This window comes from Azospirillum sp. Marseille-Q6669, assembly GCF_965111635.1.
Genome location: NZ_CBCOOP010000002.1, coordinates 1,225,797 through 1,239,412 on the forward strand (window position 1 = coordinate 1,225,797; position 13,616 = coordinate 1,239,412).

Here is a 13,616-nt window from a genome sequence, read left to right on the forward strand (position 1 = left end):
AAACAACAGGCCTAACGCGCGGAGAACTGCGCTGAAAAGGCATCTGTGGTTGCGTCCGGTGCTTCCGTCATAACCATATGGCCTATGCCGGACAGCTGAATGACTTTGGAATGCCTAACCTTAGCGGCGAGAGCCTTGCCGGATTTCGCCGGGGTCATACGGTCGACTCCGCCCAGCAGGAACAGCGCCGGGCAGGACACCGCCGCAGCCGCCGCGCCGCCGCGGACATAGGCGTTGCAGGCTCCCAGATCGACGCCCAGCACGCCGGGTCGCGCCCGCTGCATCAATCGCCGCCCACCGGGCACCAGCGACAGGCCCGGAGCCGCCGCACCGCCGACATGCCCGCGCGGACCATGCCCCCAGCCGATGACCAGCTCGATGGCGGACGGGTCGTTCAGCGCCGCGGCGGCCAGCAGGTCGGGATGGACCGGCATCGTCTCCGCCACGCCCAGCAGGGCCAGCGATTCGATGCGGTCGCCATGCCGCGCCGCGGTTTCCAGGGCCACCAGAGCGCCCATGGAATGGCCGGCGAGCGCCGCCTTCGCCACGCCCGCCGCGTCCAGCAGAGCGGCGACCCAGTCCGCCAACTCCTCGATGGACGGCAGCGGCGCCCCGCCGGAGCGGCCGTGGCCCGGCAGGTCCACCGCCAGGACCGACCGCCCGTGATGGGCGAGGTAGCGGCTTTGCAGGCTCCACACCGTGTGGTCCATGCCGGCGCCGTGGATCAGCACCAGCGCCGGCCGGGCCGGGTCGAAAGGCCGCCCGCCGGTGTGGGCGTAGACGGTCTGGCCGTTGACGGTCAGTTCCATGGCAGCCTCCTCACGCCTTCGTCGCGGCGCGCAGCGCCTGGCGCAGATCGTCGATCAGGTCGTCGCAGTCCTCCAGCCCGATGGACAGTCGGATCATGTCCTCCCCCACCCCGGCGGCGGCGAGCGCTTCGGCGTCGAGCTGGGCGTGGGTGGTGCTGGCAGGATGGATGACCAGCGATTTGGCGTCGCCAACGTTGGCGAGGTGGGAGAACAGCGCCAGCTTCTCGATGAAGCGCCGCCCGGCCTCCCGCCCGCCCTTGATGCCGAAGGAGATGATCGAGCCGGCGCCGTGCGGCAGAAGCTGGGCGCGCAGCCGGTGGTCGGGATGATCGGGCAGTTCGGGATGGGTGACCCAGGCGACGCTGCCGTTCTCCGCGTAAGCCTCCGATTCGAGGAAGCCCAGCACCTTACGGGTGTTGTGGATGTGGCCCTTCATGCGCAGCGGCAGGGTTTCCACGCCCTGGAGGATCTGGAAGGCGTTCATCGGGCTCATGCAGGCGCCGAAGTCGCGCAGCCCCTCGGCGCGGGCGCGCATGATGAAGGCCGCCGGCCCATACTCCTCCGCGAAGTCGATGCCGTGATAGCCGGCGTAGGGCTCGGTCAGGGTCGGGAACTTGCCGGACGCCTCCCAGTCGAAGGTGCCGCCGTCGATCACCACCCCGCCGATGGCGACGCCGTGCCCGGCCAGCCACTTGGTGCAGGAATGCATGACCAGATCGGCGCCGACGCTCAGCGGCTTGCACAGATAGGGCGTGACGAAGGTCGCGTCGACCATCAGCGGCAGACCGGCCTCATGCGCGATGGCCGACAGGCGCGGGATGTCGAGCACCTCCAGCCCCGGATTGCCCAGCACCTCGCCGAACAGCAGCCGCGTCTCCGGCCGGATGGCCGCGCGGAAACCGTCGAGGTCGCGCGGATTCACGAAGGTCGTGGTGATGCCGAATCGCGGCAGCGTGTAGGCCAGCAGGTTGCGGCTGCCGCCGTAGATCGAGGAGGAGGCGACGATGTGCCCGCCGGCGTCCATCAGCGTCATGATGGCGAGCGTCAGCGCCGCCTGGCCGCTGGCTGTGCAGACCGCGCCGACACCGCCGTCCAGAGCCGCCAGCCGCTCCTCCAGCACCGCCACCGTGGGGTTGGAGATGCGGGAGTAGATGTGCCCCGGCCGTTCCAGGTTGAACAGCGAGGCGGCGTGGTCGGTGTCGTCGAAGACGTAGGACGTGGACTGATAGATCGGCACCGCCCGCGCCCCGGTGGCCGGGTCGGGCCGCTGGCCGGCGTGCAGGCTCAGCGTGTCGAACTTGAGGAACTTGGCGTCGGCCATTCCCTTCCCCCTGAAAAGGTAAGGGCCGCCCGTGATGCGAGCGGCCCTCTGCTGCTTCGTTATTTTTTGCCTGCCCTGCTCAACTCGGTGAGCTGATTTGCGGGGAGGGTATGGCTGGATGACGCAAAGGTCAAGTAGTGGCTTTCCGAAAGTTGCCACGGATTTCGAAGCAACTCTTCGGTGCAAATCACTCCACCCCGACCATCGTCTCCTCGGCCAGCCAATCGACCACTTGGGCCAGGGCCTCCCAGCCGGTGGCGCCCTGCTCCAGCGCCTCGCGGTAGATGGCCACCTGCCGGTGTGCGCTGGTGCCGCGGCGGATGATGTCGCGGGCGTTGGCGACCTCCGCCACGCAATCGAATCGCTCCGCGTCCTCGCGGGTCAGTTCGATCAGCTCCTCCATCAGGTCGGCGTAGGGAACGATGGTGCCGCGCCCGAAATCGACCAGCCCTTCGTCGAGGCCGTAGCGCTGGGCGCGCCAGCGGTTCTCGCCGATCAGCAGGTTCTTGTAAGGCCGCCACGTCACGTTCTTCAGCCGCAACCGCCACAGCATGCGCAAGAGGCAGCGGAACAGAGCCGCCACCGTCACCGCGTCGTCGAGGCGGGTGCAGACGTCGGTGATCCGCATCTCCAGCGTCGGGAAGCGCTGGGACGGGCGGATGTCCCACCACAGCTTGCTCGCGTCCTCGATGATGCCGGCGTTGACCAGGACGTTCACCTGCTGCTGGTACTCGCCGAAGCTCTGGAAGCTGTCGGGCATGCCGGTGCGCGGCAGTTCGTTCCACACCGCCAGCCGGTAGGATTTCCGCTGCATGTCCTGCCCCCGCCAGAAGGGCGAGGAGGTGGACAGCGCCAGCAGATGCGGCAGGAAATAGCGGACCTGATTCATCAGGTCGATGCGCAGGTCGTCGTCCTCGATCCCGACATGGACGTGCATGCCGCAGATCATCAGCCGGCGCGCCGGAGCCCCCAGGTCTCGGGCCAGCATGTTGTAGCGGTCGCGGTTGGTGTGCTTCTGCGGTTCCCACGCGGCGAAGGGATGGGTGGAGGCCGCGATGGGCGCCAGATTGTGGGCGCGCGCTACCCCGGACACCGTCGCGCGCAGCCGTGCCAGTTCCGCCCGCGCCTCCTTCAGGCTGGCGCAGACCGGCGTGCCGACCTCGATCTGGCAGCGCAGGAATTCCGGATGGATCTGGCCCGGCGCCTGCTCCTGGCAGGCCTCCAGCATCTCGTCCGGCGGGTTGCGCGCAATGTCCCGCGAGCTGCGGTCCACCAGCAGATACTCTTCCTCAAGCCCCAGCGTGAAGGCTGGCTCCATGTACGCTCACTCCCGCGGGAACAGTTTGATTTCATAGAGGCCGGGGTCGGCCAGGATCGGCTCCAGCGCGTCGCCCAGCACCGTTGCCCACAGCGCCGCCCCCTCTGGCGTCGCGATCAGGTCCTGGCGCACCTCGACCAGGACGTTGGGCAGCCCGGCGGGCGTCGCGTGGCTTTCCACCGTGCCGCCCAGGGTGGTCCGGCCCGAATAGGGCTCGTTGTCGCCGACACACCAGCGCCCGTCGGCGCGCAGCCGCGCGATCATGGGGATCGGGATGCGCGGGTCGTGGTCCCACAGGATGCCGACATGCCAGGGCCGGGCGACGCCGCGCATCGCGGGCGTGAAGCTGTGGATCGACAGCAGCACCGGCACCTGCCCGCGCTCGCGCCGCCGGGCAACCTCGGCGGCGACGGCCTCGTGATAGGGCCGGAAGATGGCGTCGATCCGGCGCTCCTCCTCGGCCCGGTCCAGAGCCCGATTGCCGGGGATCACCACGTCGTCGCTGACCACCGGGATCGCCGTCGGGTCGTCCAGCGCGCGGTTCGGGTCGATCACCAGCCGGGAATAGCCGGACAGCACCGCCGTGGCGCCGAACCGCTCCGACAGCCGCCGCGTCACCTCCGCTGCGCCGATGTCATAGGCGATGTGCCGGCACAGATTCGTCTCGTCCAGTCCCAGCGTTCCCAGAGCCTTCGGAATGGCCCGCGAAGCGTGGTCGCACAGCAGCAGGACCGGGCTGTCCGACTCCGGACGCAGCACGGTGACCGGCGGCGGATCGTCGGGACCCAGCAACGGTGGGGCCGGCGCGGCGCGGGGCGGCGACGGCAGGGTCACCGGTCGCGGGTGTTCGGCGGGCTTGCAGGGGGATCGCTGCGTCATGATGGCACAGTATTGCAGGGTCTCGGTCGCAGCGGAAGTTCCCGCCGGCTGGTACCCAAGGCAACGGTCCGGCGGCAAGGATGATCCCGACGGAGCGGCAATGTCCCACAATCCGGGGCTTCCGCAGATGAGCCATGCGGCGGGCGCCCGTGGCGCCTAGGGGGTGCGTCCGTTATAACGGACGCCATGCCGGACGCCAGCACCCTCGCCCCCACCGCGCGCGCCGACTCGGCGCAGCGGATCGCGCTGATCGCCCTTCTGACCGGGGCGCTGGGAATCGCCTTCGCCCCGATCTTCGTGCGCCTGTCCGAACTGGGGCCGAGCGCCACCGCCTTCTGGCGGCTCGCCTTTGCCATCCCGGCCCTGTGGGTCTGGATGGCGGTGGAACCGAAGGGAGGCGCACGGTCGCGCAAGCCTTCGTCGCGGTCCGACTACGCGCGGCTGACCGCGGCGGGCCTGTTCTTCGCCGGGGACCTCGCCATCTGGCACTGGTCGATCCGCTACACCTCCGTCGCCAACTCCACGCTGCTCGCCAACTTCGCGCCGATCTTCGTGACGCTGGTGTCCTGGCTGGTGTTCAAGGAGCGGTTCAGCCGGACCTTCCTGATGGGACTCGGTCTGGCGCTGTGCGGGGCCGTCGTTCTGATGGGGCAAAGCCTGAAGCTGAGCCCGGACCATTTGTTCGGCGACGCCCTCGGGCTGCTGACCGCGGTTTTCTACGGCGGCTACATCCTGGCGGTGGGCCGGCTGCGGGCGGAGTTCTCCACAGCCACCATCATGACCTGGAGCGGAGTCGTCACCGGCCTCGCCCTGCTGCCCATCGCCCTGCTGTCTGGCGAGAGCCTGATCGCCGGATCGCTTGAGGGCTGGGCGGTGCTGCTGGGGCTCGCGCTGGTCAGCCATGCCGGCGGCCAGAGCCTGATCGCCTACGCGCTGGCCCACCTGCCCGCCGCCTTCTCCTCCGTCAGCTTGCTGCTCCAACCGGCGGCGGCGGCGGTGCTGGCCTGGGCGCTGCTCGCCGAGCCGCTTGGCGCTTTCCAGGCGGCGGGCGGCGCCGTGGTGTTGGCCGGCATCCTGATGGCCCGCCGCGGGAGCCGATGAAACGCCGCCGGTGACGTGGGCCATACGCCGCCGTCCGGATGCGAGTTGACGTGATTTGCCCGACTCGGGTACGACCTATCACCGATTGCTGATGAAAGGGCATGCCACCGTGTCCGACACCGAAGAACCCCACCACGTACCGGCTTCCTCCCAGCGCATATCCGAATGGGTGGCGGAACGGATTCTCGAACGGATCGCCCGCGGCGAACTCGTTCCGGGAGAGCGCCTGCCCGGCGAGCGCCAGCTTGCGGAGCAGCTCCACGTCAGCCGGGTGTCGGTGCGCGCGGCCCTGCAGAAGCTGAAGACGCAGGGCTTCCTGACCGCGGTGCAAGGCGGCGGCACGCGCGTGGTGTCCTCCGCGGGCGCAATGGACGGCGCACTGACCGAGATGGTCCGCGTGAAGCACGCCAACCTCTGCGACCTCGTGGAGATCCGGCAGGCCCTGGAAAGCTGGGCGGCCCGGCGCGCCACCGAACGCGCGACCCAGGAGCAGATCGACCACATCGGACGAGTCCTCGCCGCGATGGGTGAGACGGGCCGCGACGGCAAGCAGGCCGCCGACGACATGGACTTCCACCTCGCCGTCGCCCAGGCGGCCGGGAGCCCGGTCTATCTGCATCTGCTGGCGACCATCCGCGACATCCTTGGCCAGATGATGGAGTACCATCACACCGAGCCCTTCGCGCTGGGCCGCGAGGCGCTGATGATCGACCATCACCGCGCCATCTACGACGCCATCCGGCGCCGTGATGCCGATGCCGCCGCCGTTGCGGCCACCGACCACCTCGGCTGGGTGCTCGATCGCTACAACGATCTGAGCCGGAAGGCGGAAGACCTGTCCCGCCCCGACACCGACGCCGCTCCGTAAAGAGCGGCGGCACCTCCGGGGAGGACCGCCCTCCCCGCCTCATCGTCACGGCATAGAAAAAGCCGCAAAGGTCCGAAGATCCTCGCGGCTTTTTCTATGCAGTCGATCAGGACAATCCCGTTCAGGCGGCCAGGATGCCCTCGATCTGTTTCGTCACGTCGTCGATCTCGGCCATGCCGTCCACCGTCTTCAGAACGCCACGGCTCTGATAATAGGGCAGGATCGGCGCGGTCTGCTCGTGATACTGGGCGAGGCGGGTCTTCACCGTGTCGGCGTTGTCGTCGGCCCGGCGCTTGAACTCCGTGCTGCCGCAGACATCGCAGACGCCCTCGACCTTCGGCTTCTCGAAGACGTCGTGATAGCCCTTGCCGCACTTGGCGCAGGTGTAACGACCGGTGATGCGCTCCACCAGGATGTCGTCCACGACCTTCATCTCGATCACGTGATCGAGCTTCAGGCCCTTGTCCGACAGCATGGTGTCCAGCGCCTCGGCCTGGGCGACCGTGCGCGGGAAACCATCGAGGATGAAGCCGTTGGCCACATCCGGCTTGGAAATGCGCTCAGCGATGATTTTGACCATCAGCTCGTCCGGCATCAATTTGCCGGCGGACATGATGTCCTTCGCCTGCTGCCCAAGCGGACCACCCTCGGCGACCATCGCGCGGAGCATATCGCCCGTGGAAAGCTGGACGAGCCCGCGCGTGTCTTCGAGACGCCGCGCCTGGGTCCCCTTCCCGGCGCCCGGCGGTCCGAGCAGAATGAGATTCATTACTTTCTCCCCCGAAGCTTCGCTTTTTTAATCAGCCCCTCATACTGGTGGGCCAGCAGATGGGAATGAATCTGCGCAACCGTGTCCATCGTTACCGTGACCACGATCAGCAGGCTGGTGCCGCCAAAATAGAACGGAACCGAATGCTGGGAAATCAGGATTTCGGGGAGGAGACAAACCGCCACAAGGTAGGCCGAACCGATCACCGTCAACCGGGTCAGCACGTAGTCGATGTAGTCCGCGGTGTTCTTGCCCGGACGGATGCCGGGAATGAAGCCGCCATACTTACGCAGGTTCTCGGCCGTGTCCGCGGGGTTGAAGACGATGGCCGTATAGAAGAAGCAGAAGAAGATGATCAGCGCCGAATACAGGATCATGTAAAGCGGCGTGCCGTGCGCCAGATAGCGTGTGACCGTCTGCAGCCACTCCGGCCCCTCGCCGCCGGCGAAGCCGACCGCGGTCAGCGGCAGCAGCAGCAGCGACGACGCGAAGATCGGCGGAATGACGCCCGAGGTGTTCAGCTTCAGCGGCAGGTGCGACGCTTCGCCGCCGAACACACGGTTGCCCATCTGTCGCTTCGGATACTGGATCAGCAGCCGGCGCTGCGCGCGCTCCATGAACACGATGAAGAACACGACGCCCACCGCCATCAGCAGCAGGAAGACGATGAACAGCGTGGACAGCGCGCCGGTGCGGCCCAGCTCCAGCGTGCTGACAAGAGCGCGCGGCAGCTCGGCGACGATGCCGGCGAAGATGATGAGGGAGATGCCGTTGCCGATGCCGCGGGCGGTGATCTGCTCGCCCAGCCACATCAGGAACATCGTGCCGCCGACCAGCGTGATGACCGTAGCGATCTTGAAGAACAGCCCCGGTTCCGGAACCGCGGCGCCGGATGCGCCGGTCATCGCCTCGAGCCCCACCGCCAAGCCCCAGGCCTGCACGGTCGCCAGGAGGACGGTGCCGTAGCGGGTGTACTGGTTCAGCTTCTTGCGGCCCGACTCGCCTTCCTTCTTCAGCGCTTCCATCTGCGGCGATACCGCGGTCAGAAGCTGCACGATGATGGAGGCCGAAATGTACGGCATGATGTTGAGCGCGAAGATCGTCATGCGGTGCAGCGCGCCGCCGGCCAGCATGTCGAACATGCCCAGGATGCCCCCGCCCTGCTGCCGGAAAATATCGGCGAGGATCTGCGGGTTGACGCCCGGAATCGGGATGTAGGTGCCCAGGCGGTAGATGATCAAGGCACCAAGGGTGAACCAGATCCGCTTCTTCAGCTCGGTCGCCTTGGAGAAGGCCCCGAAATTAATGTTCGCGGCAAGCTGCTCGGCCGCTGATGCCATGGGTCGTATCCCTGTCCCTAATGCACGAACGGGGCGGTCCTGCAGGATGCAGGCCGCCCCTCGCAACTTCGCTTCATTTAGTGCCGGAAGAGGCCCGCGCGCAAGCGCGGGCTTCCGATCACTCGGCGGCTTCGGCGGCGGACGCGGTCAGCGTGACGCTGCCACCCGCCTTCTCGACCGCTTCCACAGCCGACTTGGAGGCGCCGGCCACGGTGAAGCTGGCCTTCGTCGTCAGGGCGCCCTTGCCCAGAAGACGGACGCCATCCTTCTTCACCTTGCCGGTGACGCCCGCCGCTTCCAGGGCCACCGCGTCGATGGTCTGGCTGGCGTCGAGCTTGCCGGCGTCGATGAACTTCTGGACCAGGCCCAGGTTCACCACCGAGTATTCCTTCGCGAAGATGTTGCGGAAACCGCGCTTCGGAAGGCGGCGGTGAAGGGGCATCTGGCCGCCTTCAAAGCCGTTGATGGCCACGCCGGTGCGCGAGGTCTGACCCTTGACGCCACGGCCGCCGGTCTTGCCCTTGCCCGAACCGATACCGCGGCCGACGCGCATGCGCTCCTTACGGGCACCGGGGTTGTCCCGGAGATCGTTCAGCTTCGTCATGGGTTCAGCCCTCGTTCTCGACGCGGACCAGGTGCGCGACCTTGGCGATCATGCCCCGCACGGCCGGAGTGTCCTCCAGTTCGCGGGTCCGGTGCAGCTTGTTGAGACCCAGACCGACCAGCGTTTCACGCTGGTCGTGCTTGCGGCCGATCGGGCTGCCGGTCTGGGTGACGATGACGGTCTTCTTCTCGGCCATGATCAAGCCTCCTGCGCACCGGCAGCGCCGGTTTCACGCTTGCCGAGGATGTCGCTCACGCGACGGCCGCGACGGGCCGCGACGCTGCGCGGGCTGGAAACCTGCGACAGCGCGTCGAAGGTCGCCTTGATCATGTTGTGCGGGTTCGAGGTGCCGATGGACTTCGTCACCACGTCCTGCACACCCAGCGCCTCGAAGATCGCGCGCATCGGACCGCCGGCGATGATGCCGGTACCGGCCGGGGCGGTGCGCAGCACGACCTTGCCGGCACCGAAGTGACCGTTGGAGTCATGGTGCAGCGTGCGGCCTTCGCGCAGCGGAACGCGGATCATACCGCGCTTCGCCTGGTCGGTGGCCTTGCGGATCGCCTCCGGCACTTCACGGGCCTTGCCCGATCCGACGCCGACGCGGCCCTTGCCGTCACCGACCACCACCAGGGCGGCGAAGCCGAAGCGACGGCCACCCTTCACAACCTTGGCGACGCGGTTGATCCCGACGAGCTTCTCGATCAGCTCGCTCTCTTCCCGGTCGCGATCGCGCGGCTGCCGATCACGGTCGCTCCGCTCGCCTCTTTCACGTGCCATTTCGGAGCCTCCTTAGAACGACAGCCCGCCCTCGCGGGCGGCGTCAGCCAGGGCCTTGACCCGGCCGTGGTAAATGTAGCCACCACGGTCGAACACGACCTCGGTGACGCCCGCCGCCTTGGCGCGCTCGGCGATGAGCGCACCGATCTTCTGGGCGGCCTCGACGTTCCCACCGTGCTTGAGCTGCTCGCGCAGCTCCTTTTCCACGGACGAGGCCGAGGCGACCGTGCGGCCGTTCTCGTCGTCGATGATCTGGGCGTAGATGTGCAGATTGGACCGGAAAACCGAGAGGCGAGCCCGCCCGCCGGCCTTCTTGGCAATCTGCGCGCGCACGCGCTGCTTGCGGCGCTCGTGGAGTTGCTTTGGCTTGAGCATGGCGGACCTTACTTCTTCTTGCCTTCCTTACGGATCAGCGTCTCGGTCTCGTACTTGATGCCCTTGCCCTTATAGGGCTCCGGCTTCTTCCAACCGCGGATCTCCGCGGCGACTTGACCGACCTTCTGCTTGTCGAAGCCCGACACCGAGATCGCGGTGGGCTTGTCACACTTGATGGTGATGCCCTCCGGGATCGGGTACTTGACGTCGTGCGAGTAGCCGAGCTGCATGACCAGCTCCTTGCCCTGCACGGCGGCACGGTAACCGACGCCGTTGATCTCGAGGTTGATGGTGAAGCCCTGGTTGACGCCCGTGACCATGTTGTTGATCAGGGTGCGCGAGGTTGCCCACATGACGCGGGCGCGCTTGCTGTCGTTCGCCGGGGCCACCACGACCTTGCCGTCTTCCAGCTTGGCCGTGATGTCGTCGATGAGGGTCAGGCTGAGCGAACCCAGCTTGCCCTTGGCCGACACCTGCTGGCCGTTGACGGAGACGTCAACACCAGCCGGAACCGGCACGGGATGCTTTCCAATGCGCGACATCGAAGGGTCCCCCTTAGAACACGCGGCAGAGGACTTCACCGCCGACGTTGGCGGCGCGGGCCTCATTGTCCGACATCACGCCGCGCGGCGTGGAGAGGATCGCGATGCCGAGGCCGTTGAAGACGCGGGGCAGATCGGTGATCTTCGAATAAACGCGGCGGCCGGGCTTCGACACGCGGGCGATCTGCTTAATCACAGGCTCGCCTTCGTGATACTTCAGCTCGATCTTCAGGTTCTTGATGCCGGGGCGCAGCTCCTCCTCAGAGTAGCCGCGGATGTAACCCTCGCGCTTGAGAACCTCAAGCACGTTGCTGCGCAGCTTCGACGCCGGGCTCTGCACAACAGACATACGGGCGTGCTGACCGTTGCGAATGCGGGTCAGCATATCGCCGAGCGGATCGCTCAAAGACATTCTCCGACCCTCCTTACCAGCTCGACTTCACCATCCCCGGGATCTGGCCAGTCGAGGCCAGTTCACGGAGGGTGACGCGGGACAGCTTAAACTTGCGATAGAACGCCCGCGGACGGCCGGTCATTTCGCAGCGGTTGCGGATGCGCACCTTCGACGAGTTGCGCGGCATTTCAGCCAGCTTGAGGCGGGCGGCGAACTGCTCTTCCGGCGGGAGGGAGCGATCGGAGGCGATGGCCTTCAGGCGGGCACGCTTGTTGGCGAACTGCTTCACCAGCTTGGTGCGACGCTTGTTCTTCTCGATGGCACTGGTCTTAGCCATGGGGTCGTGCTCCAGCCAATCAGGCCACAAACGGCATGTCGAAGGCCTTCAGGAGAGCCTTGGCTTCCTTGTCGGTCTTCGCCGAGGTGACGAAAATGATGTCCATGCCGCGGATCTGATCGATCTTGTCGTAGTCGATCTCCGGGAAAATGATCTGCTCCTTCACGCCCATGGCATAGTTGCCACGGCCGTCGAAGCTGTTGCCGGGGATGCCGCGGAAGTCGCGGACACGCGGCAACGCGATCGTGACCAGGCGATCCAGGAACTCGTACATCCGCTCACGACGGAGCGTGACCTTGCACCCGATCGCCATGCCCTCACGCAGCTTGAACTGCGCGATCGACTTGCGGGACTTCGTGACGATCGGCTTCTGGCCGCTGATCGCCGTCAGTTCGCTCACCGCATTCTGGATCTTCTTGGAGTCGCCGACAGCTTCGCCGACACCCATGTTGATGACGATCTTCTCGATCCGCGGAACTTCCATGTCGTTCGCGTAGCCGAACTCAGCCTTGAGCGCGGCGCGGATCTTGGAGTCGTACACTTCCTTCAAACGTGCAGCCATTGGTCCGGTCCTCACACGTCGATGACTTCGCCGGACCGCTTGGCGACACGCACCTTGCGGCCATCCTCAAGGACCTTGAAACCGACGCGGGTCGGCTTGCCGTCCTTGGGGTCGACATGAGCAACGTTCGAGACGTTGATGGGCGCCTCGAACTCAACGATGCCGCCCTGCGAGGTGGCGCTCGGACGCTGGTGCTTCTTCACCACGTTCACGCCCTGCACGACGACACGGTTTTCCGCCGGGATGACCTTGAGGACCTCACCGGTCTTACCCTTGTCCTTACCGGCAAGGATGACGACCTTGTCCTTGGTCTTGATCTTCGCGGCCATCACAGCACCTCCGGCGCCAGCGAGATGATCTTCATGAACTTCTTGCCGCGAAGCTCACGAGTGACCGGCCCGAAGATACGCGTGCCGATCGGCTCGCCCTGCTTGTTGATCAGCACGGCGGCATTGCGGTCGAAACGGATCGCGGACCCGTCCTCCCGGCGCAGTTCCTTCGCGGTGCGGACGATGACGGCGCGATGCACGTCGCCCTTCTTGACGCGACCCTTCGGAATGGCTTCCTTGACCGAGACGACGATCACGTCGCCGACGGTGGCCACCTTCCGCTTGGACCCGCCAAGCACCTTGATGCACTGCACCCGGCGCGCCCCGCTATTGTCGGCGACTTCCAGGTTGGTTTGCATCTGGATCATGGTTTGTACCCTTCCGTTTACGCGGCGCCGCTGACGGCGGCGGACTCGAGCACGACCGTCCAGCGCTTGCGCTTGGAGATCGGGCGGCATTCGATGATCGAAACGGTATCGCCGACCTTGAACTGGTTGCCCTCGTCGTGGGCGGCGTACTTCTTCGACTGACGAATGAACTTCTTGTACACGGGGTGCATGACGCGGCGCTCGACCAGGACGATAACCGTCTTGTCGCCCTTGTCGCTGACCACCGTGCCCTGCAGAACGCGGCGAGGCATAGGTAGCCCTCCTTACTTGCCGGCTTCGGCCGAGCGCGAACGCTCACCGAGGATCGTCTTGATGCGCGCGATGTCGCGACGCACCACTCGCACCCGCGCGGTGTTCTCCAGCTGGCCGGAGGCCCGCTGGAAACGCAGGTTGAACTGTTCCTTTTTGAGCTGGAGGAGCTGATCGTTCAGCTCCTCGGTGCTCTTCGCACGAACGTCGACGGACTTCATGCCGCCACCTCCTCACCGCCGCCGAGGCGGGTCACCAGCTTGGTCTTGATCGGCAGCTTGGCGGCCGCCAGGGCGAACGCCTGCTTTGCCACATCCGCGGGCACGCCGTCCAGCTCAAACAGGATGCGGCCGGGATGAACGCGGGCCGCCCAGTACTCGGGCGTGCCCTTACCGGAACCCATGCGGACTTCGGCGGGCTTGGTGGAGACCGGCAGGTCCGGGAACACGCGGATCCACACGCGGCCCTGACGCTTCATGGCGCGGGTGATCGCGCGGCGGGCCGCCTCGATCTGGCGGGCCGTGATGCGCTCCGGCTCCAGGGCCTTGAGGCCGAAGGAGCCGAAGTTCAGCTGGGTGCCGCCCTTCGCGTTGCCGTGGATGCGGCCCTTGTGGGCCTTGCGGTACTTGGTACGCTTCGGAGAAAGCATC

21 protein-coding genes are annotated in these 13,616 nt (G+C 66.5%); 2 read left to right on the top strand and 19 right to left on the bottom strand.

The features are described from left to right. Positions 1-11: 11 nt before the first annotated feature. From ACWPXE_RS17095 to ACWPXE_RS17110, 4 genes are all read right to left on the bottom strand, one after another. Complete coding sequence (locus tag ACWPXE_RS17095; RefSeq protein WP_454018754.1) at positions 12-809, bottom strand: alpha/beta fold hydrolase; 798 nt, start codon at positions 807-809, stop codon at positions 12-14. A gap of 10 nt (positions 810-819) precedes the next feature. After that, the gene (locus ACWPXE_RS17100; RefSeq protein WP_454018755.1) at positions 820-2,130 is read right to left on the bottom strand and encodes an O-acetylhomoserine aminocarboxypropyltransferase; all 1,311 of its coding nucleotides are present in this window, start codon (positions 2,128-2,130) and stop codon (positions 820-822) included. A 187-nt stretch (positions 2,131-2,317) separates the two neighbouring features. Then, positions 2,318-3,448, bottom strand: coding sequence for a carboxylate-amine ligase (locus ACWPXE_RS17105; RefSeq protein ID WP_237903172.1), 1,131 nt, complete (start codon positions 3,446-3,448; stop codon positions 2,318-2,320). 6 nt (positions 3,449-3,454) lie between these two features. Further along, positions 3,455-4,327 (bottom strand): N-formylglutamate amidohydrolase, encoded by an 873-nt coding sequence (locus ACWPXE_RS17110; RefSeq protein WP_454018756.1) that lies wholly within the window; start codon positions 4,325-4,327, stop codon positions 3,455-3,457. A 186-nt stretch (positions 4,328-4,513) separates the two neighbouring features. Between ACWPXE_RS17110 and ACWPXE_RS17115 the strand changes: the two genes are divergently transcribed. Both ACWPXE_RS17115 and ACWPXE_RS17120 read left to right on the top strand, forming a co-directional pair. Then, positions 4,514-5,428 (top strand): DMT family transporter, encoded by a 915-nt coding sequence (locus tag ACWPXE_RS17115; RefSeq protein WP_454018757.1) that lies wholly within the window; start codon positions 4,514-4,516, stop codon positions 5,426-5,428. A gap of 109 nt (positions 5,429-5,537) precedes the next feature. Then, entirely contained in the window at positions 5,538-6,296 is a 759-nt protein-coding gene (locus tag ACWPXE_RS17120; protein WP_103041394.1) for a FadR/GntR family transcriptional regulator, read from the top strand. Between the two features lie 121 nt (positions 6,297-6,417). Here the strand turns inward: ACWPXE_RS17120 and ACWPXE_RS17125 are convergent, their stop codons facing one another. The 15 genes from ACWPXE_RS17125 to rplP all read right to left on the bottom strand — a co-directional run bounded on the left by ACWPXE_RS17125 (position 6,418) and on the right by rplP (position 13,615). Further along, entirely contained in the window at positions 6,418-7,065 is a 648-nt protein-coding gene (locus ACWPXE_RS17125) for an adenylate kinase (RefSeq protein ID WP_014241019.1), read from the bottom strand. Continuing rightward, positions 7,065-8,405 (bottom strand): preprotein translocase subunit SecY, encoded by a 1,341-nt coding sequence (gene secY, locus ACWPXE_RS17130; RefSeq protein ID WP_014241020.1) that lies wholly within the window; start codon positions 8,403-8,405, stop codon positions 7,065-7,067. The genes ACWPXE_RS17125 and secY overlap by 1 nt, the downstream gene beginning before the upstream one ends. Positions 8,406-8,523: 118 nt before the next feature. Next, positions 8,524-9,009 carry a 50S ribosomal protein L15 gene (gene rplO, locus ACWPXE_RS17135; protein WP_149467682.1) on the bottom strand — a complete coding sequence of 162 codons (486 nt, stop codon included), beginning with the start codon at positions 9,007-9,009 and terminating at the stop codon, positions 8,524-8,526. 4 nt (positions 9,010-9,013) lie between these two features. Then, a complete protein-coding gene (rpmD, locus tag ACWPXE_RS17140) occupies positions 9,014-9,205 on the bottom strand; it encodes a 50S ribosomal protein L30 (protein WP_014241022.1) in 192 nt (63 codons plus the stop codon). Positions 9,206-9,207: 2 nt separating this feature from the next. Continuing rightward, entirely contained in the window at positions 9,208-9,789 is a 582-nt protein-coding gene (rpsE, locus tag ACWPXE_RS17145; protein ID WP_035675037.1) for a 30S ribosomal protein S5, read from the bottom strand. Positions 9,790-9,801: 12 nt separating this feature from the next. Further along, positions 9,802-10,164 carry a 50S ribosomal protein L18 gene (gene rplR, locus ACWPXE_RS17150; RefSeq protein WP_014241024.1) on the bottom strand — a complete coding sequence of 121 codons (363 nt, stop codon included), beginning with the start codon at positions 10,162-10,164 and terminating at the stop codon, positions 9,802-9,804. 8 nt (positions 10,165-10,172) lie between these two features. After that, positions 10,173-10,706: a 50S ribosomal protein L6 gene (gene rplF / locus ACWPXE_RS17155; RefSeq protein WP_014241025.1), complete on the bottom strand. Its 534-nt coding sequence runs from the start codon at positions 10,704-10,706 to the stop codon at positions 10,173-10,175. A gap of 13 nt (positions 10,707-10,719) precedes the next feature. Next, positions 10,720-11,118: a 30S ribosomal protein S8 gene (rpsH, locus tag ACWPXE_RS17160; protein ID WP_035675041.1), complete on the bottom strand. Its 399-nt coding sequence runs from the start codon at positions 11,116-11,118 to the stop codon at positions 10,720-10,722. Between the two features lie 13 nt (positions 11,119-11,131). Continuing rightward, complete coding sequence (rpsN, locus tag ACWPXE_RS17165; RefSeq protein ID WP_014241026.1) at positions 11,132-11,437, bottom strand: 30S ribosomal protein S14; 306 nt, start codon at positions 11,435-11,437, stop codon at positions 11,132-11,134. 19 nt (positions 11,438-11,456) lie between these two features. Further along, positions 11,457-11,999: a 50S ribosomal protein L5 gene (gene rplE, locus ACWPXE_RS17170; RefSeq protein WP_035675042.1), complete on the bottom strand. Its 543-nt coding sequence runs from the start codon at positions 11,997-11,999 to the stop codon at positions 11,457-11,459. Positions 12,000-12,010: 11 nt separating this feature from the next. Beyond that, complete coding sequence (rplX, locus tag ACWPXE_RS17175; RefSeq protein WP_088123921.1) at positions 12,011-12,331, bottom strand: 50S ribosomal protein L24; 321 nt, start codon at positions 12,329-12,331, stop codon at positions 12,011-12,013. Beyond that, positions 12,328-12,696, bottom strand: coding sequence for a 50S ribosomal protein L14 (rplN, locus tag ACWPXE_RS17180; protein WP_012973215.1), 369 nt, complete (start codon positions 12,694-12,696; stop codon positions 12,328-12,330). Before rplN ends, rplX begins: the two co-directional genes overlap by 4 nt. A gap of 17 nt (positions 12,697-12,713) precedes the next feature. Beyond that, complete coding sequence (gene rpsQ / locus ACWPXE_RS17185) at positions 12,714-12,968, bottom strand: 30S ribosomal protein S17 (protein WP_014241029.1); 255 nt, start codon at positions 12,966-12,968, stop codon at positions 12,714-12,716. A 12-nt stretch (positions 12,969-12,980) separates the two neighbouring features. Further along, positions 12,981-13,187, bottom strand: coding sequence for a 50S ribosomal protein L29 (gene rpmC, locus ACWPXE_RS17190; RefSeq protein ID WP_014241030.1), 207 nt, complete (start codon positions 13,185-13,187; stop codon positions 12,981-12,983). Then, positions 13,184-13,615, bottom strand: coding sequence for a 50S ribosomal protein L16 (rplP, locus tag ACWPXE_RS17195; RefSeq protein WP_014241031.1), 432 nt, complete (start codon positions 13,613-13,615; stop codon positions 13,184-13,186). Before rplP ends, rpmC begins: the two co-directional genes overlap by 4 nt. Between the last annotated feature and the right edge of the window lies 1 nt (position 13,616).

What these genes read in the sequence shown, in the direction of transcription:
- rplP (WP_014241031.1), bottom strand. Translation starts at nt 13,615, where the DNA reads ATGCTTTCTCCGAAGCGTACCAAGTACCGCAAGGCCCACAAGGGCCGC.
- rplF (WP_014241025.1), bottom strand. Translation starts at nt 10,706, where the DNA reads ATGTCGCGCATTGGAAAGCATCCCGTGCCGGTTCCGGCTGGTGTTGAC.
- ACWPXE_RS17100 (WP_454018755.1), bottom strand. Translation starts at nt 2,130, where the DNA reads ATGGCCGACGCCAAGTTCCTCAAGTTCGACACGCTGAGCCTGCACGCC.
- rpmC (WP_014241030.1), bottom strand. Translation starts at nt 13,187, where the DNA reads ATGAAGTCCGTCGACGTTCGTGCGAAGAGCACCGAGGAGCTGAACGAT.
- rplR (WP_014241024.1), bottom strand. Translation starts at nt 10,164, where the DNA reads ATGCTCAAGCCAAAGCAACTCCACGAGCGCCGCAAGCAGCGCGTGCGC.
- ACWPXE_RS17095 (WP_454018754.1), bottom strand. Translation starts at nt 809, where the DNA reads ATGGAACTGACCGTCAACGGCCAGACCGTCTACGCCCACACCGGCGGG.
- rpsE (WP_035675037.1), bottom strand. Translation starts at nt 9,789, where the DNA reads ATGGCACGTGAAAGAGGCGAGCGGAGCGACCGTGATCGGCAGCCGCGC.
- ACWPXE_RS17115 (WP_454018757.1), top strand. Translation starts at nt 4,514, where the DNA reads ATGCCGGACGCCAGCACCCTCGCCCCCACCGCGCGCGCCGACTCGGCG.
- rpmD (WP_014241022.1), bottom strand. Translation starts at nt 9,205, where the DNA reads ATGGCCGAGAAGAAGACCGTCATCGTCACCCAGACCGGCAGCCCGATC.
- ACWPXE_RS17105 (WP_237903172.1), bottom strand. Translation starts at nt 3,448, where the DNA reads ATGGAGCCAGCCTTCACGCTGGGGCTTGAGGAAGAGTATCTGCTGGTG.
- rpsN (WP_014241026.1), bottom strand. Translation starts at nt 11,437, where the DNA reads ATGGCTAAGACCAGTGCCATCGAGAAGAACAAGCGTCGCACCAAGCTG.
- secY (WP_014241020.1), bottom strand. Translation starts at nt 8,405, where the DNA reads ATGGCATCAGCGGCCGAGCAGCTTGCCGCGAACATTAATTTCGGGGCC.
- rpsH (WP_035675041.1), bottom strand. Translation starts at nt 11,118, where the DNA reads ATGTCTTTGAGCGATCCGCTCGGCGATATGCTGACCCGCATTCGCAAC.
- rplE (WP_035675042.1), bottom strand. Translation starts at nt 11,999, where the DNA reads ATGGCTGCACGTTTGAAGGAAGTGTACGACTCCAAGATCCGCGCCGCG.
- rplN (WP_012973215.1), bottom strand. Translation starts at nt 12,696, where the DNA reads ATGATCCAGATGCAAACCAACCTGGAAGTCGCCGACAATAGCGGGGCG.
- rplO (WP_149467682.1), bottom strand. Translation starts at nt 9,009, where the DNA reads ATGACGAAGCTGAACGATCTCCGGGACAACCCCGGTGCCCGTAAGGAG.
- ACWPXE_RS17125 (WP_014241019.1), bottom strand. Translation starts at nt 7,065, where the DNA reads ATGAATCTCATTCTGCTCGGACCGCCGGGCGCCGGGAAGGGGACCCAG.
- rpsQ (WP_014241029.1), bottom strand. Translation starts at nt 12,968, where the DNA reads ATGCCTCGCCGCGTTCTGCAGGGCACGGTGGTCAGCGACAAGGGCGAC.
- ACWPXE_RS17110 (WP_454018756.1), bottom strand. Translation starts at nt 4,327, where the DNA reads ATGACGCAGCGATCCCCCTGCAAGCCCGCCGAACACCCGCGACCGGTG.